Origin of the sequence: Brevibacterium sp. K11IcPPYGO002 (assembly GCF_050920635.1) — a bacterium.
In the GTDB taxonomy this organism is placed as follows: Bacteria; Actinomycetota; Actinomycetes; order Actinomycetales; family Brevibacteriaceae; genus Brevibacterium.
The window spans coordinates 1,475,215-1,498,387 of the sequence record NZ_CP131929.1; the positions used below are offsets into that span (position 1 = coordinate 1,475,215).

The window sequence follows — 23,173 nt, forward strand, 5'->3', positions numbered from 1 at the left end:
GGGCGTTCCGCGTGGGCCACAACGTTAGCGAGGAAACTATGAAAGCCATTCGCGTCACTGCTCTGACCGGGCCCGATGATGTGGAGCATCTCGATGTGGAGCGTCCGATTCCGGGGCCGGGCCAAGTGCTCATCAAGGTCGCCTACGCCGGAGTGACCTTCCCCGAGCTGCTGCAGACGCGCGGGATGTATCAGGTCAAGCATGACCTGCCATTCACCCTGGGTTCCGAAGCGTCCGGAACTGTCGCCGAGGCGGGGCCGGGCTCCCGGTTCGCCGTCGGTGATCGGGTCGCGGCGATCACGGGCTCGGGCACTTTCGCCGAGTACCTTGTGGCCGCCGACGAGGCCACCGTGAAGGTGCCGGACACGGTCTCTCTGGCCGATGCCGCAGGTATGCCGATGAACGTGCTCACTGCTGACTTCGCGCTGCGTGTGCGCGCCGATGCCCGGCCGGGCCAGAGTCTCCTCGTCCACGGTGCTGCGGGTGGCCTCGGCTCGGCCACGGTGCAGCTGGGCTCGGCGATGGGACTCGACGTTGTCGCCGTCGTTTCGACCGAGGCGAAGGCCGACGCGGTTCGTGAGATCGGCGCGAGGCATGTCGTCTTCGCCGACGGCTTCAAAGACGCGACGAAGGAGATCTTCCCGGGCGGCGTCGACATCGTCTTCGACCCTGTCGGCGGCGACCGCTTCACCGATTCGACGCGAGTGCTCGCACCCTTCGGCCGGCTGCTCGTCCTCGGGTTCACTGCCGGCGAGATTCCCTCGATCAAGGTCAACCGACTGCTGCTGAAGAACATCTCCGTCGATGGTGTCGCGTGGGGCGCGGCGACTGTCGGTCATCCGTCTCTCATCGACGAACAGTGGCAGGCCGTGGCCGAGTATGTGTCCGCCGGGCGTCTCAATCCGCGCAACCATGCGAGGTATCCGCTGGCGCAGGCGGCAGCAGCGATCAAGGAACTCGAATCCCGCTCCGTGATCGGCAAGGTGCTGCTCGAGATCGCGGGGGAGTGAGACCGGCGACGACCGCGCTCATCCGGGAACGGCGCGGATGTCCCAGGGCAGACCACCGAGGCGGGTGAGTCGTCCCACATTCGAGCGGAAATCCCTCGGCCGCCGGACCGTTTCGGTGCTCCGCCCCCTAGACTGGGCCGCTGCGATTCCAGACGGAACGAGCATCGATACCCAACAGCCCCGCAGCCGACGGCAGAGTCAGCGGGGCACGGAAGGCAGCGCCACCCATGAGCCAGACCAGCACCCGCACGGTCTCCGCCGATCAGGCGGCTGAGCCGCCTCCTGCGACAGACGACCCCGGCCATATCGGCCCCCGCCGCCTCGACCGGCCCGTGGCCGGGGCGAGCGTGGGGATCCTCGCGAGCTTCGTCGCCCTTGCTCTCATCGTTCCTGATCGGATGTCGGGCTGGGTGGGGGCCGGGTTCGCCGCCTGTGCCGAGATCTTCGGGATGTACTGGCAGATCCTGCTGCTGGCCACATTCCTCATCGCGCTCGTCCTCGTCTTCACTCCCTGGGCGAAGGCCAGATTGGGCAACCAGGCGCGACCGGACTTCAACCGATTCTCCTGGATCGCGATGATCATGATGACCCTGCTCGCGGCAGGGGGAGTGTTCTGGGCGGCCGCCGAACCGATGTACCACTACACCTCGAGACCACCGTATTTCTCCGACGGCGGCGGAGTCGACGCAGTGGCTGCAGCATTGGCCACAAGCTTCATCGACTGGGGCTTCCTCGCCTGGGCGATTCTCGGCTCGCTGGGTGCCATCGTCATGATGCGCGCTGCCGAGAAAGGCATGCCGCTTCGCCCCCGCAGCCTTCTGTATCCGATCATGGGCAGGCGCGCGGCCACCGGACCGATCGCTGCGATCGTCGACGTCGTGTGCGTGATTTCAGTCGCGGCGGGCACCATCGGCCCGGTCGGCTTCCTCGGCCTCCAAGTCTCCTACGGCCTCAATTCGCTGTTCGGGATCCCCGACGTCTATCCCGTCCAGCTCCTCGTCATCGCCACGCTCACCGCGGTCGCCGGAGTCAGTGTCTTCTCCGGAGTCAACCGAGGCATCCGATTCCTCAGCTCCGCGAACGTGTGGTTGGCGCTCGGCCTCATGGCCGCGGTGCTCGTGCTCGGATCGGCGTGGTTCGTCGTCAAGAGCTTCTTCGACGGATTCGCCCTCTACGTCACCGACTTCTTCAGCATGACCCTCTACCGCGGTGACACCGAGTGGCTGTCCGGGTGGACCGTCTTCTTCTTCGGCTGGTTCCTCGGCTATGCGCCGCTGATGGCGATCTTCGTCGCCCGGATCTCCAAGGGCCGCACGGTCCGCGATCTGCTCATCAGCACGACGGTGCTGCCTCCCGTGGCCACGACCTTCTGGTTCACAGTGCTCGGCGGCACAGGCATCTTCCTTGAGCAGAAGTCGGACGGGGCGATCTCGGAGCCGCTTATGGAGGGCGGACTTCCCGCGGCGGTCATGGCGATCAGCGGTCACCTGCCGCTGTCGCTGGTCATCAGCCTCGGCTTCCTCGTCCTGACGATGACCTTCGTCGCCACGACCACGGATTCGATGTCGTTTGCGATGTCCCAGTCGTGCATGACCTCCGGGGAACCCTCTCCGAGGCTGCGCGCCACCTGGGCTCTGCTCATCGGCATCACAGCCGCCGTGCTCATCAGCCTCGGCGACGGGGGAGTGGAGGCTCTGCAGTCGGCGATCGTCATCACCGCTGTGCCAGTGGGCTTCGTGATGCTGCCGGCGCTGGTCGCCGCTCCTGTCTACGTCCGGCAGATGGCGCGCGAACAGAAGGTGTGAGAACGCTCGGACCGGCGGCTGCGGGCCGTCAGCCCTGGGTGTGCTCACCGTGTTCGTCGATCCACGTCCAACCGGGCGGCAACGGTGCCCAGGCGGCGACCTCGCGGCCTGCCTTCGAGCTGTCGGCGAGGACGATGACAGCGCCGGCCCGCTCGGCGATGAGCTCCTTCGTCCGGGCCTCGTCGAGGCTCGGTTCGCCGAGCCCCTGAGCGGTGTCGACGGCATCAGCGCCGAGGAACGCGATGTCGACATGGATGCGGGCCAGCGCATGGTCCGACAGCGCCCCGGTCGTTCCGTGGGACAGGGTCGAGACCTCACCGCCGATCATGATGACAGTGGGTCCGGCAGGATGGGCAAGGGTCAGTGCGATCTCGAGGCCGCGGGTGACCACGGTGAGCTCGCTGCGGTCCCTGATCCTCTCGGCCAGACGCACAGCCGTCGATCCGGCATCGAGGAAGACGGTGCGCACTCGGGCATCGTCGAGGCGTGCGAGGGCGCGGGCGGCGATGGCGTCCTTCGCTTCGGCCTGCTGTTCCATCCGTTCACCCAGCGGCGGTTCGACGTACCCTGCCGCAGCGGCTCCGCCGATGGTGCGGATGATCTCACCGTCTGCGGCCATATCGCGCAGGTCGCGGCGGATCGTCGATTCCGAGGTCTCGAGAGCCCCGGCCAGGCGGGGGATGCTCCACGATCCGGTCTTGAGCAGGCCGAGAATGGCTTCGCGGCGCCGCTGGGTCCCTGATCGGATCGCCATCTGTCTTCCTCTCCTCGGTCACAGAGCCGACCGCGGCTCAGTCGCCGCGGTCGGTCATATGACTCAGCCTACTTCGGCAGGTACTCCGCGCGGATGCCGTCGACGAACGGCGCGTAACCGATCGCCGCCCGGTAGGCCGAGCGCATGGTGCCCGCATCGGCGATGCCCTGACCGGCGATGTCGAAGGCCGTGCCGTGATCGACGGAGGTGCGCAGGATGGGCAGGCCCACAGTGACCGAGATCGTCCCATCGAAGTCGAAGGTCTTCGACGCGATGTGTCCCTGGTCGTGGTACTGCGAGAGGATGCCGTCGAAGCGGCCGGTCAGCCCCTGATGGAAGACGGAATCGGCCGGGATCGGTCCGGCGACTTCGAAGGCGCCACCGGCATTGACCTTCTCGACGGCCGGACGGAGGATCTCGATCTCCTCGTCGCCGAAGGCGCCGTTCTCACCACCGTGCGGGTTGAGCGCGGCGACGGCCAGCCTCGGCGAGGCGACGCCGTAGAGCTGCAGGGCACGATGGGCGCGTTCGATCGAGTCGATCTGGGTCTCGACGGTGAGGGCGTCGATGGCCTTGCGCAGGGACATGTGGCGGGTGGCGAAGAAGATCTGGAGTTTGTGGTCGGGGACCTTCGTGTTCTCCACGACGAACATCGTGTCCTGCTTCGTCACTCCGGTCAGCTCACCGAGCATCTCGGTGTGCCCGAGGTGCTGCGATCCGGACTTCCACACGGCTTCCTTGTTGATGGGGCCGGTGACGATTCCGGCGACCTGCTGATCCATGGCCGCCTGTGTGGCGATCTCGATCGCGGCCACCGAAGCCCTGCCGGCGCGCGCGTCGACGACGCCCCACTCGGGAAGGTCATCGTCGAGCACGCCGATGTCGAAGACGTCGATGACACCTTCACCGGCCGACGGGGTCGACCAGTCGGAGATGGCGCGCAGCTCGACATCGAGTCCGAGGACGTCGACGGCACGTCTCATCACGGCCAGATCCGCGACGGCGATTCCGTGCTGATCGTCTCTGCCCGCGAACTCCGCGAGCACGGTGGCGGTGATCTCCGGTCCGATTCCGACGGGATCGCCCACGGTCACGGCGAGTGCTGGTGCTGTCATTGCTGTCTCCTCAGATGGTTCGGATTTTGTCGGTCGATGGGGGTGCAAGGTTCGTCGTGCACGATTCAGTCTCGTCTGACGCGGGCGGTGGTCGACAGGAACTCGAGACATTCGACGGCAGTGCCGGCGTTGCCGATGAGACCGCCCTTGGTGACGATCGGCAGTCCGTCGGCGCGCCCGCCGACGAGGCGGCCGCCCACGGCCAGGGGCACGATCTCCTTGTCGATCTCCATCCCCATCGCGCCGAGCTCGCGCATCACCGTGGCGGTGACGTCTCCGCCGGTCGTGTAGAGGCCGGAGATCGGGATGGTGGAGATGACCGTTGAGGCGATCAGCGCCAATCGCCGTGTCGTCTGCTCGGATTCGGCATCGGTGAGTTCGCGCAGATCGCTGGACTCGAGGACGGTGGCGATGACGATCGCCCGCGCCGAGGCGGCCTGATCGATGAGGCCCAGTGTGGCCTCGACATCGGGCAGGCCCGCGTCGTCCACGGGTGCACGGAGGACCGTGACCGTGGGGTCCTCGGCCACGGCCGCGAGCTGAGAGCGGGTGACCTCGGTGGCCGAACCCGAGATGCCGAGCAGGATGCCATCGGCACGAGCAGGCAGCCGTGACTGGGCCAGGGCGAGGCTGCCGGGTCCGGGATCGATGGTCACCCAGTCCAACAGCTCACCGTCGGCCAGACCTGCGCGGTTGCGGATCTCCGGAGTGGCCGCCTCGGCGAGGTCGTTGCTGATCTCAGCGATGACGGAACCGACGAGCTCGATATGGTCGGTGGTCAGGGCATCGGCGATGAGCACGTCGGCCCCTTCCCCGATGGCGTCGAGCACGGCGGTGGCCACGGCCTCACGGCCGGCCAGGACGGTCGCGATAGCGATGACGTGACAGTCGAGATCCGTGCCGGCGGCGAGGATCTCCTCGATGACGGAGGTGTGCATGGGGGAGCGGACATCGTAGGCGAGCTCGGTGTGTTCGAGCAGGCGACCGCCCAGCAGCTGCCGCCCCTGCACGGTGGTTCTGCCGGCGGCGGGGAAGGCCGGCACGCACAGTCCCAGGACGCGGTGCTGCTGACCGTCGGGCGCGGTCAGTGCACGCCTGCGCGCCGAGATGGCGGCGGCTGCAGCCGGCCCGACGTTGCCGCGCAGAGTGGTGTCGATGCGGCAGGCCACGAGGTCGACGGCACCGGCGGACTCGATGAGGTCTGAGTAGACCATGCCGGCCTGCTGCGGCGGCAGGTGGCGGGAGTCGGCGTTGACGACGACCGCATCGAAGTCATCGAGCAGTCCTCCGAGGTCGACGCCACCGGCCGGGCTGGTGTCGGTGACGGTGATCGTTCGCAGCCCCGCCTCGGCGAACAGGGCCCCGCAGGCGTTGCCGCCGGTGAGGTCGTCGGCGACGATGAGGATGCGCGGGCTCGCCTGCGCCGAGGGGGAAGCTGCCGTCGTGCCGGGATCCGGCATGTGGGAGGTGCTCATACGATCAAGTCGAGCACGAACAGCAGCGGAAGGGAACAGATCCACACGGCAGTGGTGATTCCCGACCAGCCCTTGATGGCGTTGATGCCGTCGAGTCCGGCGAATCGGGTGACGACCCAGAAGTAGGAGTCGTTGAAGTAGGAGAAGACCATCGAACCGGCGGTGCAGGCCATGACGGCCACGAGCGGATCGAGTCCCAGCGGGGCGATGAGCGGAGCCGTCACCGAGGCAGCGGTGATCATCGCGACCGTACCCGATCCCTGAGCCAGGCGGACGAAGGAGGCGATGAGGAACGGGACGAGAAGCGCGGGCAGGCTGATCGAGGCGATCGCCTCGGCGAGGGCGTCACCGACACCCGATTCGCGCAGGACCAGTCCGAAGCTGCCGCCGGCGCCGGTGATGAGGAGGATGAGACCGGCCGAGGCGGCACCGTCGGCCAGCCAGCTCTGCACCTGATTGCGTGGGGTCACACGGGGCAGCAGCGTGTAGACGGCGAGGATGAGGCCGATGATCAGGGCGACGACCGGGTTGCCGAAGAATGCCAGCGGAGCGACCCAGGCGGAGGGTTCGTACGCGTCGCCGGCGAGCTCTCCCTGTGCGCTCTTGTCGATTGCGGTGCCGACCGTGTTGGCCACGATGAGCAGCAGCGGGACGATGAGCGGCAGGAAGCCGAGGAAGGCGCCGGGCTTCTTGACAGGGCCAGCGGACCGGTCGGCGCCGGCCGCGTCCTCCGACGTCGCGGAGTCGGTGGAGCTGTCGCCGGAGTGCTCATGGTCGCCCGTGAGGGTGGACACCCTGGATGATCCTTCGTCGGTGCCCTCCGCCGAGGCGGCCGAGACCTCGGAATAGACGTCGTGCCTGACCTTGCTGTTGAGCACGGGTTCGAGCTTCGGCCCGATCCAGCGCGCGTAGACGACGACCACGGGCAGGAGGATGACGGTGAAGACGATGCCGGCGAGGATGACCGATCCGATGTCGGCACCGAGGATGCCGGTGGCAGCCAAAGGGCCCGGCGTCGGCGGCACCATGTGATGAGTCAGGGTCATACCGCAGCCCAGAGCCAGCGCGAGGGTGACGTAGCCGCCCTTCTTCACGCGGGCGATCGAACGAGCCAGCGGATTCATGATCACGTAGCCGGAGTCGCAGAAGACGGGGATGGACACGAGCGAGCCGACGGTTCCCATCGCCCACGGCTCACGGCCCTTGCCGAAGGCACGGAGGAAGGCGCGGGCGAGGGAGTCGGCGGCTCCGGAGACTTCGAGGATCTTGCCGATGCCGACGCCGAGGCCGATGACGATGCCGATGCTGGCCAGGGTGTCGCCGAAGCCGGTGGTGATCGAGTCGATGATCGAGAGCAGATCCTGACCGGCGACGATGCCGGTGACGACGGCCGCCAGAAGCAGGGCGATGAAGGCGTCGAGTCGGGTTGCGAGCACGATGACGACGATCGTCACGATGCCGGCGGCCAACGCCAGTATGAGTTGCAGGTCCATGGGGTCCTCCGCGGTGAGGCCGGCTCGCAGGCGAGCCAGGGTGTGTGGTTCTCATTGACTTCGACACGACCTGCGATGCCCGAGGGCAGTCGACGATCAGAAGCGAAGTTGAACAGTATGAGCAAGTATGAGTCATAACTGCACGTTGATGCAATGTTCGCGGAGGTGCGTTCCTCCCGCGGGGAGGGTGCGTGAATGCGGGGTCAGGCGCGAGGGTCGACGATGATCTTCACGTGGTGCTCGTTGTTGCTGATGAGTTCGTCGAAGCCGCCCGTGATGAGCTCGTCCAGGCCGATGCGTGCGGTGATGAAGGCTGAGAGATCGATGGTGCCGCCGGCGGCCAGTCTGATCGTCTCCGGGTGGTCGCCGGAGTAGCCGATCGTTCCTCGCAGGTCGATCTCCTTGAGGACCAGCTTCGGCATATCGACCTCGGGCTTGTGCCCCCAGATGGAGACGTTGACGATGACTCCGCCGGGACGGACGGCGTCGAGGAGCATGTCCAGAACCGCGGGGACGGACGAGCATTCGAATCCCACGTCGGCTCCACGTCCGCCCGTGCGCTCGCGGACGGTTTCGGCGACGTCGGACTCACGCGGGTCGAAGACCTCGTCGGCGACGCCTGTTGAGAGTGCCATCTGCTTGCGCGCCTCGGAGAGCTCGGAGATGTAGACGGTCAGTCCTTTGGCTTTGAGGACGGCGGCAGTGAGGAGGCCGATGGGTCCTGCGCCGCCGACGATGGCGGTCTGGCCGGATGCGGCGTCCGAGCGAATGACTGCGTGGTGGGCGACTGACAATGGTTCGATCAACGCAGCCTGATCGAGCGGAATATCGCCGATCGGGTGCACCCAGCGACGCTGCACGACGATCTTCTCCGACAGTCCGCCGCCATGGCCGCCGAGGCCGATGAAGTTCATGTCCTTCGACAGCTGATAGCTCTGGCCGGGGCCGGTGTCGACGTCTTCGGCAATGATGTAGGGCTCGACGACGACGTTCTGGCCGACGTCCAGGTCGGTGACGCCTTCGCCGAGGTGGGTGATCGTGCCGGAGAACTCGTGCCCCATGGTCACTGGGGCTGATTCGCCGGAGATCGGATGCGGGTGGCCCGCCGGCGGGACGAAGATCGGCCCCTCCAGATATTCGTGGAGATCGGTTCCGCAGATCCCGCACCAGGCGACGTCGATGGCGACTGTGCCTGGCCGCAGTTCGGGTTCTGGGATGTCTTCGATTCGGATGTCTTTGCGAGCGTGGAATCGTGCTGCCCTCATGATGAGTCCTTTCGTGGGGCGTATCCGTGCCATTCGGTGTTCTTCGACGCTAGAGCGCTTGCGACGTGAGAGCCAGGGTTGCAGGCGATTGCATGTGTGGGGCATCACCATTGATCCATACCCCATAGGGGTATAGATTGTGGGTATGGACAAGCCGCAGAATCATCAGCAATACGGAATGCAGTCTGCTGAGACAGGCCATTCCGCACACACTGAGACCATGGCCCACTCCGATCACGCTCGCCATGACCACAGTGGTCATGGCGACCACTCCGGTCACGAGGCTCACTCCGGCCATTCGGGCCACGCGGGTCATGCCGGCCATGGCGATCACGTCGCGCAGTTCCGGAGGCTGTTCTGGATCATGCTCGTCATCGCCGTGCCCGTCGTCGCATTCAGTCCGATGTTCGGCCACCTCGTCGGATACGAGGTTCCCGACACCGGCATCCTCGGTGCGCTTCGCTGGCTCTCGCCGATCCTCGGCACCGTCATGTACGTCTGGGGCGGAAAGCCGTTCCTGGCCGGCGGACTCGACGAGATCAAGGGGCGCAGTCCGGGCATGATGCTGCTCATTGCTTTGGCGATCACGGTCGCTTTCATCTCCTCCTGGGGGTCGTCGCTGGGCCTGCTCGACCCGCAGCTCGATTTCTGGTGGGAGCTGGCTCTGCTGGTCGTGATCATGCTCGCCGGTCACTGGATGGAGATGCGCTCTCTGGCACTGACCACCTCGGCGCTGGACAGTCTCGCCGCGCTGCTGCCGGATGAGGCCGAGAAGATCATCGATGGGGAGACGGTGAGCGTCGCTCCGTCCGACCTCGTCGTCGGGGACATCGTCCTCGTTCGACCCGGTGCCTCGGTGCCCGCCGACGGACGGATCATCGACGGTTCGGCCCATATGGACGAATCGATGGTCACCGGAGAATCCGCGACGGTCCGACGCGGCGAAGGCGACTCGGTTGTGGCCGGCACCGTCGCCGCCGATTCCGGGCTTCGGGTCGAGATCACCGCGATCGGTGACGACACAACGCTGGCCGGTATCCAGAAGCTGGTCTCCGACGCTCAGAGCTCGTCATCTCGAGCCCAGCGCATCGCCGATCGAGCCTCGGCCTGGCTGTTCTGGTTCGCTCTCGGCGCTGCCGTGATCACAGCGGTCGTCTGGTCGCTCATCGGCATGCCGGACTCGGCGGTCGTGCGCACGATCACCGTGCTCGTCATCGCCTGTCCTCACGCCCTGGGCCTGGCCATTCCGCTGGTCGTGTCGATCGCCACCGAACGTGCCGCCCGTGCCGGCGTCCTCGTCAAGGACCGGCTCGCGCTCGAGACGATGCGCACGGTCGATTCCGTGCTCTTCGACAAGACCGGCACCCTGACGAAGGGGCAGCCGACGGTCACCGCCATCGAAGTCGTCGAGGGTGCCGGGGCCACGCGGACCGAGAGCGAAGTGCTCGGCCTGGCGGCTGCGGCCGAAGCCGACAGCGAGCACCCGCTGGCCGCAGCCATCGTCACGGCTGCGGCTGAACGGGGGATCGACGTGCCGACAGCCTCCGACTTCTCGTCGTCACCTGCGGTGGGGGTCAAGGCCGTCATCGCGGGCCAGACGGTCGAGGTGGGTGGTCCCAGACTGCTCGAGGCGCATGACGCGCCCGAGGCGAAGTCTGCGGAGGCCTGGCGAGCCGAAGGTGCCATCATCCTCCACGTGCTCGTCGACGGATCTGTCGTCGGTGCCCTGCGGTTGGCCGATGAGATCCGGCCGGAGTCTCGCGATGCCGTCGATGCTCTCCACGCCATCGGTGCACAGGTCGTGATGATCACCGGAGACGCCGAGGCGGTCGCGCAGTCTGTGGCCTCCGAGCTCGGCATCGACCGTGTCTTCGCCGGCGTTCATCCCGCCGACAAGGCGGCGAAGGTCTCCGAGCTGCAGGGGGAGGGGCGTCGTGTGGCGATGGTCGGTGACGGTGTCAATGACGCTCCTGCGCTCGCGCAGGCCGATGTCGGCATCGCCATCGGGGCCGGAACCGATGTGGCCATCGGCTCTGCCGGAGTCATCCTCGCTTCCGACGATCCGCGATCCGTGCTCTCGATCGTCGAACTCTCTCGGGCGACCTACCGGAAGATGAAGCAGAACCTGTGGTGGGCGGCCGGGTACAACCTGCTGTCGGTGCCGCTGGCGGCAGGAGTGCTCGCTCCTGTCGGATTCGTGCTGCCGATGAGCGTGGGTGCGATCCTGATGTCGATCTCGACGATCGTCGTCGCCCTCAACGCTCAGTTGCTGCGTCGGCTGGACCTGCATCCGCGGGCGGCTGTCGAGCGAGTGCACTCCACGAGCTGATCTCGGCGCAGACGATTGAGGCGGGTGATGCCATTGAGCATCACCCGCCTCAGCGCGTTGTATCCGGTGGAGATGTTCGCACCGGCAGGTCGTCAGCGCGCCAGTGTCTCGTCGATGGAGCTGGTTCCGGTGGCCAGGGTCACCTGCGTGCCCCACGGGTCGACGACGCGCACGGAGCGTCCGTTATCGGCGAAATCGAGGTTGTGCGTGCGCAGGCGAGCGACGAGCGCGTCGAGGTCCTCGCGTCCGGGAACGGTGATCGCGACGTCCCCGAGGCCGAGGCTGGCCGCGCGAGGACCAGCGCCGCGGCTGTTCCAGGTGTTCATGGCGACGTGGTGGTGGTATCCGCCCGCCGCCGCGAAGAGGACTCCGGGCATTGACGACAGCGACGGCTCGAAGCCGAGGGCATCGACGTAGAACTCGCGAGCCTGAGGGATGTTGCCGACCTGCAGATGGACGTGGCCGACGATGCCGGGTTCGGCGGCAGTGTTCGCGAGGACGTCTTGATTCAGGTGGCGTTCGAGGAAGCGGTTCGGGTCAAGGTAGAGCGTGTCCATCTGGACCTCACCGTCGAGCGAGTGAGTCCATTCCGAACGGGCGCGGTCGACGTAGAGCTCGATGCCGTTGCCTTCGGGATCGGTGAAGTAGAACGCCTGGCTGACAAGGTGATCGCTGGAGCCGACGAAGGTGCTGTTGGTGTTCTGCGCGGCGTGGGCGACCGTGGCGGCCAGGGCTTCCTTGGTGTCGAACAGGAAGGCGGTGTGGAACAGGCCTGCCTGTTTGGCGTCGACTCCGGGCAGGCCCGGGGTGGCCACGAGCTTGACCAGGGGAGTGGCGCCGCGGCCGAGCACACGGTGGACTTCGCCATCGCGGGCGGTCTCTTCGAGTGGTTCCATCGCCAGAGCGTTCGAGTAGTAGTTCGACATCTTCTCGAGGTCGCCGACGCGCAGGGTCACCGCGTCCATTCCGGTGGCCGCGCTGAGTCGTTTCTCATCGACGGCGGGTGTCTGCGGGGCGGTGGAAGTTGGTGCCTGGATTGGGGTGGTGGTCATGCTGTTCTCCTGAGCGGATGGGCTGTTGGGTCCAGTGTATATCGAAGTAGTTGAACGTTCAACAAGACTCATGTCGGAAATATTCCAGCTCCCCGCCGAGGTGACCTGCCGTCCGTGATCTTCTCGACGGCAGCGTTGACAGATCCGATAGATTCTTGGTCATGGAGCACAATCAGCGCCCGGAGGTGCCGAAGGGGGGTCGCACCGTGACTCACAAGGTCCTCAGTCTGCTGACGACCTTCGAAGAGCCCCGTCGCAGCTTCACGCTCACCGAACTCGCCGAGGCGGCGCAGATTCCGCTGAGTACTGCGCACCGACTGGTGGGTGAGCTCGTCGAATGGGAGTTCCTCTCCCGGACTCCGCAGGGCAGGTACCAGCTTGGGCTGCGGCTGTGGGAGATGGGGCAGAACGTCGGCCGGCAGCTGCGTGAGACGGCCCGGCCATTCATTCAGGATCTCTATTCGTTCACGGGTGAGACTTCTCAGCTTGCGATCCGCGATGGTCGTGAGGTGCTCTATATAGACCGGGTCTACGGAACCGAGCGGGTCCCGCGGGCGTCACGGGTCGGAGGCCGCCTGCCGATGCATTCCACCGCTGTCGGGAAAGTGCTGCTCGCCTTCGAGGAAGACTGGCTCTCAGAGGCATACCTGCGGCAGCCGCTCGATCAGGTGGCACCGCGGACGGTGACGAACCCCGGTCTGCTTGCCGAGCAGCTCGAGCAGATCAGAGCCGAGGGGTTCTCTGTGACCAACGAAGAGCAGCGGCCCGGCGCGTGCTCGATCGCGGTCCCCGTCTTCCACACCGGCCGGATCGGTGCGAGCATCGGCCTCGTCGTTGCATCCGAGAAGGCAAGTACATTGACTCGGCACCTGGCGGCGCTCAAGGGGATCAGTGAGCGCCTCGAAGCGGCAACTGCGAGGATTCCTCTCGAGACTCTGCTGGGCTCGCACCGGTGAGGGGGAGCGCCGGCAGTGCCAGCTGTCGGTTGCCGGGCTGTTGATGATGGCGGGATCGAGACCGGGTGCAGTCTTGGCCTCAAGCGCTTCGCTGAAGTTGCGTCCGTCTCATTGTTGGACCGCTGACCTCGAGAAAAGCGTCATCGGAGCCTCGGGCGGCGATTACCGCGGCGCTACCAACTAACTTCCGTTGAATGGAAGCCACGCCATCGAGAATCTCGTTCGTGGCTGTAGGGTGATCATCACTGTCAGCAGTGACCCGCATCACAGGAGATGGAATGACTTTGCAATCCGCAGCAGAGACCGGCAAGTGCCCCTACAGCGGCGCGGCTGAAGGCTCTCACCACGGGTACGAGCCCTTCGACATGAAGAATCCCTTCCCGGCATACGCCGAGATGCGCAAGGAAGAACCCGTGATGTTCGATGAGCGGGTCGGCTACTGGGTCGTCACACGCTACGACGACATCAAGGCGGTCTTCGAAGACTGGGAGACCTTCTCCTCGGAGAACGCGCAGGCCCCGGTGCGCAAACGCGGCCCACAGGCCACGAAGATCATGAAAGACGGAGGCTTCACCGCTTACTCCGGACTCTCGGCTCGGATCCCGCCGGAGCACACCCGCATTCGTGAGATCGTGCAGAAGGCATTCACGCCGCGACGCTTCAAGAAGCTCGAGCCGGAGATTCGCGACAACGTCGTCAGCCGCATCGAAACGATGCTTAAGCGTCCTGACAAAGACGGTGAGATCATCCGCGATCTCGCCTACGACATCCCGACCATCACCATCTTGACCCTCATCGGTGCCGATATCGGCAAAGTCGACACCTACAAGCGGTGGTCCGACTCACGTGCCGCCATGACGTGGGGAGACCTGTCGGATGAGGAACAGATCCCACATGCCCACAACCTCGTCGAGTATTGGCAGGAATGTCTGAGCATCGTTGCCGACGCCCATGAGCACGGCGGAGATTCGATGACCGCCGACCTCGTCACGGCACAGTCCGAAGGCGCGGAGATCAGCGACCATGAGATCGCCTCCGTCCTCTACTCGCTCCTCTTCGCCGGCCACGAGACCACGACGACGCTGATCGGCAACACGCTGCGAGTGCTGCTTGCCCATCCGGACCAATGGCAGGCGATCATCGACGATGAGAAGAAGATCCCCAAAGCGGTCGACGAGGTGCTCAGGTACTCCGGTTCGATCGTCGGCTGGCGCCGCAAAGCGCTGAAGGACGCCGAGGTGGGAGGAGTGAAGATCGCCGAGGGCGACGAACTGCTGCTGCTCATGGGTTCGGCCAACCGTGACGAGTCCCGCTTCGACGACGGAGAGGACTTCGACATCGACCGACCCAACGCCCGCGAACATCTGTCCTTCGGATTCGGCATCCACTATTGCCTGGGAAATATGCTCGCGAAGCTGCAGGCGAAGATCTGCTTGCAGGAGATCACGCGCCTGGCACCGAATCTCAAGCTCGTCGACGGTGAGGGCATCGACTTCCGGGAGAACCTCTCGTTCCGTGTTCCCAAGACTGTCCCGGTGACCTGGTGAAGGAGAAGTTCATGAGTCTCGTACAGTCATTCGACTCCACGTCCGAACCCCGCCTGGAAGACCTCGGCGGCAAGGGCGCCTCGCTGGTGACCATGACGCAGGCAGGAATGCCCGTGCCACCCGGATTCGTCGTCACGACCGAATCCTTCGACTCCTTCGTCTCCGAATCCGGCATCGCCGAGGAGATCGTCACCGAACTCGGCGCGCTCGATCCCGATGACGTAACTGAGGTCGACGAGATCTCCGCTCGCATCCGCCGTCGGCTCACCGACTCCGAGGTGCCCGAAACTGTTCGGAGCGCCACGAAGAGCGCTTACGACGAGCTCGCAGATGCCTGCGGGGGAGAGGTGCCCATGGCTGTGCGGTCCTCGGCCACGGCAGAAGACCTGCCCGATGCCAGCTTCGCCGGCCAGCAGGACACCTACCTGTGGCTGACCGGATATGCAGCGGTGACCGAACACATCCGCCGATGCTGGGCTTCCCTGTACACGTCCCGAGCCATCATCTATCGGCTGAAGAACAACATTCCCGATGAGGGCTTGTCCATGGCCGTCGTCGTGCAGAAGATGGTGAATGCGAAGACCGCAGGAGTGGCGATCACGATGAACCCCGCCAACGGAGACCGGTCGAAGATCGCCGTCGATGCCTCATGGGGCGTCGGAGAGACCGTCGTCTCCGGTCTCGTCACCCCCGACAACATTCTGTTGGACAAGATCACCCTCCAAGTCGTCAACGAACATATCGGGGAGAAGCACATCGAACTCGTCCCCGCCGACGGGGAGCTCACCGAACGTGAGGTTCCGGCCGAGCGCGCCGAAGTCCGGTGCCTCTCTGATGAGGAGCTGACCGAAGTGGCGACCTTGGCCAAGCAGGCGGAGAAGCACTACAGATGCCCGCAGGACATCGAGTGGGCACTCGATCGGGATCTGCCGGAGGGTGAGAATCTGCTCCTGCTGCAGTCCCGTCCGGAGACGGTGCATTCCTCTGCAGAGAAGAAGACTGAGAAGGAACCGGCTGCCGCAGCGACGCCGGCGGCAGCGTCGACCGGCGGAATCGACCTCGGATCGATCACTGCCTCCCTGATGAAGAAGAGCGGCTGAACCCGTCCGCAGCGCAACTCACCTACGACCGAACTCACGAACCACCGATGCAATGGAGCAGACAATGTCAATGAAGTCGTTTCCCCGTCCCTCTGATCTTCCCGTTCCCGCCGGCGCTGAAGGCTGGGAGAAGATCTACCCCTACTACCTCGTCTTCCAGGACAGCCTCAAGGAGATCGAGGACGAGAAGTTCTGGTTCTGCGATTCGCAGCACTGGCCGACCGTGTTCAAACCGTTCGAGACCATCGGCGGAGAGTTCGCCGTCAAGTGCCTCGGCCAGTACAACGCTCGCCACCTGATGATCCCCAATGCCAACGGCATCGACTTCCGCGTCCACCATGGCTACCTGTACATGTCGCCCATCCCCGTGCCGGACGATCAGATCGAGGCTCGACTGCCGGAATTCCAAGCCCGCATCGGGCACTACTTCGCCAACTGGGAACCGCTGCTGGAACAGTGGAAGACGAAGGTCCGCGGAACCATCGACGAGATCGAGGCGCTCGACTTCTCGAAGCTTCCCGACATGGTCCCCATGGATGACATCCTCTCCGGGAAGGCCAAGGACGGGTCCGAGCGACTGCTCGAGAATTTCGATCACCTCATCCAGCTCGCCTATCAGAACTGGCAGTATCACTTCGAGTTCCTCAACCTCGGCTACATCGCCTACCTCGACTTCTTCAACTACTGCAAGGAGATCTTCCCCGACATTCCCGACCAGTCGATCGCAACGATGGTCCAAGGGGTGAACATGGAGCTCTTCCGCCCCGACGACGAACTCAAACAGTTGGCCACCACGGCCGTCGAGCTCGGCCTGCAGTCGGCGTTCGACAACACCGACGACGCCGAGGCGACGCTTGAGGCCATCGCCGCAGCCGACGGCGGCACCGCCTGGCTGGCTCAGTGGGAGAAGGCGCAGGACCCCTGGTTCAACTTCACCACCGGCAACGGCTTCTACGCCCACGACGAATACTGGAAAGAGAACTTCTCGATCCCGCTCGGTTTCATTGCCGACTACATCCGCCGCCTCGACGAGGGGCAGACGATCATGCGACCGACCGAAGCTCTCATCGAGGAGAAGGACCGAATCGTCTCCGAATATCGCGATCTTCTCGATGACGAGCAGGGTGCGACCTTCGAGGCCAAACGGCAGCTGGCTGCGACCGCCTACCCGTATGTGGAGAACCACAACTTCTACATCGAGCATTGGACGATGGGCGTGTTCTGGCGCAAGGTCCGCGAACTCGCCGCAACCCTCGTCGAACACGGAGTCTTCGCCGAAGCAGGCGACTTCCTCTACCTCAACCGCAATGAAGTCCGGGATGTCCTCTTCGACCTCGTCACTGCGTGGGGTGTGGGCGCACCGCAGGGTCCGATCGCCCCCGCCTACTGGCCGCCGATCGTCGAAGAGCGCAAGAAGATCGTCGCAGCTCTCAAAACCGCACGACCGCAGCCGGCACTGAACACCCCGCCGGAGGCCATCACCGAACCCTTCACCCGGATGCTGTGGGGAATCACCACCGAACAGGTCCAATCCTGGCTCGAGGCCGATTCCGACAACGTCACCGGTCTGCGCGGGATGGCTGCCTCACCCGGCGTCGTCGAAGGAGTGGCCCGAGTCGTCATGGATGCCGCACAGATCCACGAGATCGAACAGGACGAGATCCTCGTCGCCCCGGTCACCGCACCCAGCTGGGGGCCGATCTTCGGCAAACTCAAGGCCACCGTCACCGACATCGGCGGCATGATGAGCCACGCCGCCATCGTCTGTCGCGAATACGCGCTGCCGGCTGTGACCGGCACAGGCAACGCATCAACGACGATCCAGACAGGTCAGAGACTGCGCGTGGACGGAACCCGCGGCACCGTGGAGATCCTCGACCTCGAGGACGCGGTCCCCGAAGTCAGCGGCCCGGGTGCCCACAGCCACGCCCACGCCACGGCCGCGAGCTGAACGATGAGTGATCCACGCACGGTGCTCATCACCGGCGCCGCCGGGGGACTGGGACGCGCCTTCGCCGAAGGATTCGCAGCGGACGGCGATCGAGTGATCGTCGCCGACATCAACCTCGCCGGCGCAGAGGACACGGCCACGGCTCTGCGCGCCGCCTCGGTGGAGGCCCTGGCCTGCGAGGTCGACGTCACCGACCGAGACTCGACAGTGAGACTCGCCGAAGCAGCCGCGGACTTCGGCGGTGGCAGCATCGACGTCGTCATCAACAACGCTGCGATCTACGCCGGAATCACGCGATCACCCTTCGAGGACATCGCCGATGACGAATGGGACCTCGTGATGGGTGTCAATCTCAAGGGACCCTGGCAGGTGACCCGGGCAGTCAGTCCCTATCTGCCGGCGGGCGGCAGAGTCGTCAACCTGTCCTCGGCCACGGTGATGTCCGGGTCCACCCAGTGGGCTCACTACGTGGCATCCAAAGGCGGAGTCATCGCACTCACCAGGGTGATGGCGAAGGAACTGGGCACCAGGGACATCACGGTCAACGCGATCGCTCCCGGGTTCACGCTCACCGAGGCCAGCTACGAGCTCATGGACGACGCCGAGACTTACGGAGTCGACCGCGGCGCCATCCGCCGTGCCAGCCGACCCGACGACATCGTCGGCGCCACGATGTTCCTCGCCTCACCCGACGCCGGATACATCACAGGCCAGACACTCGTCGTCGACGGCGGCCGACAGTTCATCTGAACACTGACACCGCAACCACAGACCACCAGCACCACTGTAGGAAAGGGAATGACATGCCGACCGTACATTTCACCGATTCCGACGGCACTACTCGAGACATCGACGCCAAAGTCGGCGACTCCGTGATGGAGACCGCTGTGCGCAACGGAGTGCCCGGCATCGTCGCCGAATGCGGCGGATCCCTCTCATGCGCCACCTGTCACGTCTTCGTCGACGAATCCGACTTCGACGGGCTCGCCCCGATGTCGGAGATGGAAGACGAGATGCTGTGGGGCACGACCGAGGACCGGGAGGACAACTCCCGCCTGTCCTGCCAGCTCAAGATCACCGACGACACCGACCTGCACGTGACCACTCCGGAAACACAGGTGTGACATGACGACGACAACGCAGACGCGACCGATCGGCGCACAGGATCGACCGGCTCGCACACAGACCGGGATGCTCATCATCGGAGCTTCCCAGGCCGGAGTGCAGCTGGCGATCTCACTGCGGGGGACCGGTTTCACCGAATCGATCACCCTCCTCGGCGAAGAGGACCATCGGCCCTATCAGCGGCCGGCCCTGTCGAAGGAGTTCCTGCAGGGAACGGTCGACAAAGAGAACCTCATCTTCCGCAGCGCCGAATACTGGGACGAGCACAACATCGAACTCGTCAAGAACACGCGCATCGAGACGATCGACAAGAACCCGGACGGAACTGGCGTCGCCATCGCCACCGACGGTGAGGAATACCCCTTCGCACGACTGGCACTTGCCGTCGGTGCGCGGGCCAGACCGCTCGAGGTTCCCGGCGCCGACCTTGCGGGCGTGACCTATCTGCGCAGCGCCGATGATGCACTGTCGCTGAAGGGCAGCCTCGATGACTTCACCGACGTCGTCGTCATCGGCGGCGGATTCATCGGTCTCGAAGTCGCCTGTTCCCTGCACGGGATGGGCAAGAACGCCACCGTGCTCGAACACGGTCCCCGCCTCATCGGGCGCGCTGTCGGAGAGGAGACCTCCGAGTACTTCTACCAGGCACACCGGGAACGTGAACTCGACATCATCCTCAACTCCCGGGTCGAAACACTGATCGACGACGGCAGTGGGAACGTCTCCGGAGTGGCACTGGCCGACGGGACTGTGGTCCCCGCTCAACTGGTCATCGTCGGCATCGGCGTCATCCCGAACACCGGATTGGCCGAGCAGATGGGCTTGGAGACTGACAACGGAATCGTCGTCGATCGCTATGCGCTCGCCTCCGACGGTACGACCATCGCGGTGGGAGACGTGGCGAACATGCCCAACCCATTGCCGGACGCACCGGACGGGGAGCGGATCCGCCTCGAGAGCGTGAACAACGCCATCGAACATGCGAAGGTCGCCGCCTATTCGGTCTCAGGCCGACGCGAAGAATACGCAGGCATTCCCTGGTTCTGGTCGAACCAGGCCGATATGAAGCTGCAGATCGCCGGACTGTCGATGGGGTTCGACTCCACAGTGGTTCGTCGCGACGACGAGAAAGGCAAGTTCAGCGTCCTGTACTACCGCGATGGCCAGATCATCGCGGCCGACTGCATCAATGCTCCGCTGGACTTCATGGCCGTGCGCACCGCTCTGGCCAAGAACCAACAGATACCTGCCGACCAGGCCGGCGATATGAGCGTCATGCTCAAATCCATCGCCGTCGACCGAGAGGATCCCCGATGAATACCCGAACCGAAAGCAGCAGCCGCGAACAGGACTATCCGAGCTGGGCGGCAGCAGAGTCCGGTGACACCGCAGCCGACCCTCGCGCCGTCCGCTTCGCCACCGACTACCCCGTCCGCCCCATCCCGATGGAGGGCACGGTCGACACTCAGCCGATCTGTTCGACCCCGAGCTGCGGATTCGAAGCACTGTGGAAGCAGATCGAACCCGAGACACGCACCCGCGGCAACGACGTGCACCTGCCGATCTCGGCCGCCTATGCCGAGCGTCTCTGCGACGCCTACCCCTCGGCCGACCGTGAGCTCGTGCTCGTCACGATCATCCTCCACGACACCGGCTGGGCACATGTCGACGAGTCGCGGATCATCTCAGAAGGCTTCGGCGGTGACTGGCGCAAGGCCACGATCCGCTTCGAGCACGAACGGGAAGGCTGCCTCGTTGCACGCCGGGTTCTGCCGGACCTCGGCTATTCCGAGGAGTTCATCGAACGCGTCTGCGAGATCATCGACGGCCACGACACCCGCCCGGTCGCCTTCAGCCTCGAAGACGCCCTGGTCCGTGACGCCGACCGTCAGTGGCGCTTCGACCGGGCGGGAATCGCCCTGTCCGCGTCGTGGTTCGACATGGACATGGCCACCTACACCGACAGGTTGGAGCGGGAGATCATTCCCGAACTCATCACCGAAGCCGCAGTGACCATGGCCGAAGCAGACCTGCATCGTCAGCGGGAACTGCTGCGCACCGAGGTCATCCGATGAGCACCGTTGACATCGTATCGGCGACACTGACCCGAGCCGACCTGCGCCGAGACCTGCCGTACAGCCATGTTGACGACCATTTCATCGACGGCGTCTGGACACCCGCTGCCGATTCCGAATGCAACCCGGTCATCGATCCGGCGACGGACGAAGTGTGGGGCTCGGTGCCGGCAGCCACCTCGGCGGAGCTCGATCGCACCGTGACCGCAGCCCAGTCATCGATGAACGAATGGGCGAGCCTGACCGCGGCCGAGCGGGCGGAATACCTGGTGCGGATCGCCGAGGAGATCGAAGCGCGAAGCGAAGACCTGGCACGGACGAACACCCTGGAGAACGGCACCCCGATCTCCGAGACCCGGGGAGCGGCGGCGAATGCGGCTGGAATCTTCCGCCACTTCGCCACCCTGTCCGCGTGGATCGACGACGAGGACATTCGTGACTTCCCTGCCGCCGCCGACTCCTATTCGGTGGTGCGCAGGGACCCGATCGGAGTCTGTGCACTCATCGCACCGTGGAACTTCCCGATCAACCTCGTCGTCGTCAAGCTCGCTCCCGCGCTTCTGGCCGGGTGCGCCGTAGTCATCAAACCCGCGTCGGTGACTCCGCTGTCCATCCGCTTCATCATCGATGCCGTCGCCGCTGCCGGAGTGCCCGCCGGCGTGGTCAATCTGCTCACCGGTCCCGGCCGATTCGGCGATGCACTCGTCCGTCACCCGGGCATCAGCAAGGTGGCGTTCACCGGGTCGACCCCGGTGGGCCGGCGCATCGCCGCTGCCTGTGGCGAGCTGCTACGTCCGGTGACGCTGGAACTCGGCGGCAAATCCTCGGCGATCGTGCTGCCTGATGCCGATCTGGAAGCGATGGGGCGGGTGCTCGTGCGATCGTGCATGCGCAACACCGGGCAGACCTGCTATATCTCCACCCGGATCATCGCACCGGCATCCCGGTACGACGAGGTCGCCGAGGTGGTGGGACGGACGATCGCCGAGGGGCAGCAAGGGGATCCGCTCGCCGAGGACACAGTGTTCGGGCCTGTGGCATCGCGATCCCAGTACAAGACCGTCATGGAATACATCGCCTCAGGCCACGAGGAGGGCGCTCGCGCCGTCACCGGGGGAGCCGCCGCCGATGTCGACATCGACGGAAAAGCCGGGCTGTTCATCCGACCGACGGTCTTCGCCGAGGTGACCCCGCAGATGCGCATCGCCAGGGAGGAGATCTTCGGCCCCGTGATCTCGATCCTGCGCTACGACGATTCGCAAGGCCCCGACGAAGCCATCTCCTTGGCCAACAACACGGAGTTCGGGCTCGGTGGCATCGTGTTCGGCGCCGACGCAGAGGCGGCTCAGGCGGTGGCCGAACAGGTCGACTCCGGATCGGTGGGAGTGAACTTCTTCGGTTCGAACCATTCGGCACCATTCGGCGGACGCCATGATTCCGGCCTCGGCGTCGAATACGGCGTCGAAGGGCTCAGCCAGTACATCACGTACAAATCGATCCACCGAAAGCGGTGAGACCGCTCAACGTGTGACTGCGCCCAGTGCGACCACGCACTATGCGACTGAGGCGATGCGGCACCAGCGCACTCTCGTCGATAGGCTGGTGCCATGAGGTTCGATTCGAAGTCCGCCCCTGCTCTCGCCGGGCTCCTGACCGCCGCACTCATCGCCCTCAGCGGCTGCGGCTCCGATTCTGGCTCATCGTCGGAACCCGAAACGACTCCGACGGTGACTCTGGATGTCGTGGAGCAGGGCTTCGACTCCCTTGATGAGCTCTCGGATTATGTGGCGCAGTCCTTGGACGGTGTCGAGGTGAGTCTCGAGTCCGAGACGAACCCCGACTTCAACCAGGAGGCCGAACCCGAACGCCTCCATGTCGAGTTCGCCTCCGATGAGAACAGGGCCAAGGACTTGGAAGCCACGGCGTTCATCGTCCAGGCGACCTCACAGGCAGCCTTCGACTACGACATCCTCGTGGTCACGGGAGACGTCGCGGCGGGGGAATGGAGATACCTCTACGACCGTTCGACCGTCGAGGATCTCACCGCCGACGGTCGGATCGACGTTGCCGACATCTGGGACTCGGCTCAACAGAGCTTCGACACCATTCATCGTTGAGTCT

General features: G+C 65.0%; 19 protein-coding genes. 13 read left to right on the plus strand and 6 right to left on the minus strand.

What is annotated here, in order from left to right; genetic code table 11:
• Positions 1 to 38 precede the first annotated feature (38 nt).
• Both QYM46_RS06685 and QYM46_RS06690 read left to right on the plus strand, forming a co-directional pair.
• Positions 39 to 1,010 carry an NADPH:quinone oxidoreductase family protein gene (locus QYM46_RS06685; protein ID WP_432791295.1) on the plus strand — a complete coding sequence of 324 codons (972 nt, stop codon included), beginning with the start codon at positions 39 to 41 and terminating at the stop codon, positions 1,008 to 1,010.
• Positions 1,011 to 1,237: 227 nt separating this feature from the next.
• Positions 1,238 to 2,815 carry a BCCT family transporter gene (locus QYM46_RS06690; RefSeq protein ID WP_432791296.1) on the plus strand — a complete coding sequence of 526 codons (1,578 nt, stop codon included), beginning with the start codon at positions 1,238 to 1,240 and terminating at the stop codon, positions 2,813 to 2,815.
• 28 nt (positions 2,816 to 2,843) lie between these two features.
• Here QYM46_RS06690 and QYM46_RS06695 read toward each other — a convergent pair whose 3' ends face one another.
• The 5 genes from QYM46_RS06695 to QYM46_RS06715 form a co-directional block, all read right to left on the minus strand.
• Positions 2,844 to 3,569 (minus strand): DeoR/GlpR family DNA-binding transcription regulator, encoded by a 726-nt coding sequence (locus QYM46_RS06695; RefSeq protein WP_432791297.1) that lies wholly within the window; start codon positions 3,567 to 3,569, stop codon positions 2,844 to 2,846.
• Between the two features lie 68 nt (positions 3,570 to 3,637).
• Complete coding sequence (pdxA, locus tag QYM46_RS06700; protein WP_432791298.1) at positions 3,638 to 4,684, minus strand: 4-hydroxythreonine-4-phosphate dehydrogenase PdxA; 1,047 nt, start codon at positions 4,682 to 4,684, stop codon at positions 3,638 to 3,640.
• A 65-nt stretch (positions 4,685 to 4,749) separates the two neighbouring features.
• On the minus strand, positions 4,750 to 6,159 hold the full coding sequence (locus QYM46_RS06705; RefSeq protein WP_432791299.1) for a four-carbon acid sugar kinase family protein: 1,410 nt from the start codon (positions 6,157 to 6,159) through the stop codon (positions 4,750 to 4,752).
• Positions 6,156 to 7,652, minus strand: a complete 1,497-nt coding sequence (locus QYM46_RS06710) for a GntP family permease (protein ID WP_169251842.1) — start codon at positions 7,650 to 7,652, stop codon at positions 6,156 to 6,158. Before QYM46_RS06710 ends, QYM46_RS06705 begins: the two co-directional genes overlap by 4 nt.
• Positions 7,653 to 7,855: 203 nt before the next feature.
• Complete coding sequence (locus QYM46_RS06715; RefSeq protein ID WP_432791300.1) at positions 7,856 to 8,917, minus strand: 2,3-butanediol dehydrogenase; 1,062 nt, start codon at positions 8,915 to 8,917, stop codon at positions 7,856 to 7,858.
• 178 nt (positions 8,918 to 9,095) lie between these two features.
• Here QYM46_RS06715 and QYM46_RS06720 point away from each other — a divergent pair, with 178 nt between their 5' ends.
• Positions 9,096 to 11,246 carry a heavy metal translocating P-type ATPase gene (locus tag QYM46_RS06720; protein WP_432791721.1) on the plus strand — a complete coding sequence of 717 codons (2,151 nt, stop codon included), beginning with the start codon at positions 9,096 to 9,098 and terminating at the stop codon, positions 11,244 to 11,246.
• Positions 11,247 to 11,338: 92 nt separating this feature from the next.
• Here QYM46_RS06720 and QYM46_RS06725 read toward each other — a convergent pair whose 3' ends face one another.
• Entirely contained in the window at positions 11,339 to 12,298 is a 960-nt protein-coding gene (locus tag QYM46_RS06725) for a VOC family protein (RefSeq protein ID WP_432791301.1), read from the minus strand.
• Positions 12,299 to 12,459: 161 nt separating this feature from the next.
• Between QYM46_RS06725 and QYM46_RS06730 the strand changes: the two genes are divergently transcribed.
• The 10 genes from QYM46_RS06730 to QYM46_RS06775 all read left to right on the plus strand — a co-directional run bounded on the left by QYM46_RS06730 (position 12,460) and on the right by QYM46_RS06775 (position 23,169).
• Entirely contained in the window at positions 12,460 to 13,254 is a 795-nt protein-coding gene (locus QYM46_RS06730) for an IclR family transcriptional regulator (protein WP_432791302.1), read from the plus strand.
• 278 nt (positions 13,255 to 13,532) lie between these two features.
• Positions 13,533 to 14,801, plus strand: coding sequence for a cytochrome P450 (locus QYM46_RS06735; protein WP_432791303.1), 1,269 nt, complete (start codon positions 13,533 to 13,535; stop codon positions 14,799 to 14,801).
• 11 nt (positions 14,802 to 14,812) lie between these two features.
• Positions 14,813 to 15,901 (plus strand): PEP/pyruvate-binding domain-containing protein, encoded by a 1,089-nt coding sequence (locus tag QYM46_RS06740; RefSeq protein WP_432791304.1) that lies wholly within the window; start codon positions 14,813 to 14,815, stop codon positions 15,899 to 15,901.
• A gap of 70 nt (positions 15,902 to 15,971) precedes the next feature.
• Complete coding sequence (locus QYM46_RS06745; RefSeq protein WP_432791305.1) at positions 15,972 to 17,852, plus strand: PEP-utilizing enzyme; 1,881 nt, start codon at positions 15,972 to 15,974, stop codon at positions 17,850 to 17,852.
• A gap of 3 nt (positions 17,853 to 17,855) precedes the next feature.
• Positions 17,856 to 18,602 (plus strand): SDR family NAD(P)-dependent oxidoreductase, encoded by a 747-nt coding sequence (locus QYM46_RS06750; protein ID WP_432791306.1) that lies wholly within the window; start codon positions 17,856 to 17,858, stop codon positions 18,600 to 18,602.
• A 53-nt stretch (positions 18,603 to 18,655) separates the two neighbouring features.
• A complete protein-coding gene (locus tag QYM46_RS06755; RefSeq protein WP_432791307.1) occupies positions 18,656 to 18,976 on the plus strand; it encodes a 2Fe-2S iron-sulfur cluster-binding protein in 321 nt (106 codons plus the stop codon).
• Between the two features lies 1 nt (position 18,977).
• Positions 18,978 to 20,294: an NAD(P)/FAD-dependent oxidoreductase gene (locus QYM46_RS06760; RefSeq protein WP_432791308.1), complete on the plus strand. Its 1,317-nt coding sequence runs from the start codon at positions 18,978 to 18,980 to the stop codon at positions 20,292 to 20,294.
• Entirely contained in the window at positions 20,291 to 21,052 is a 762-nt protein-coding gene (locus QYM46_RS06765; RefSeq protein ID WP_432791309.1) for an HD domain-containing protein, read from the plus strand. The genes QYM46_RS06760 and QYM46_RS06765 overlap by 4 nt, the downstream gene beginning before the upstream one ends.
• On the plus strand, positions 21,049 to 22,566 hold the full coding sequence (locus tag QYM46_RS06770; RefSeq protein WP_432791310.1) for an aldehyde dehydrogenase family protein: 1,518 nt from the start codon (positions 21,049 to 21,051) through the stop codon (positions 22,564 to 22,566). The genes QYM46_RS06765 and QYM46_RS06770 overlap by 4 nt, the downstream gene beginning before the upstream one ends.
• 93 nt (positions 22,567 to 22,659) lie before the next feature.
• Complete coding sequence (locus QYM46_RS06775) at positions 22,660 to 23,169, plus strand: hypothetical protein (protein ID WP_432791311.1); 510 nt, start codon at positions 22,660 to 22,662, stop codon at positions 23,167 to 23,169.
• Positions 23,170 to 23,173: the final 4 nt, after the last annotated feature.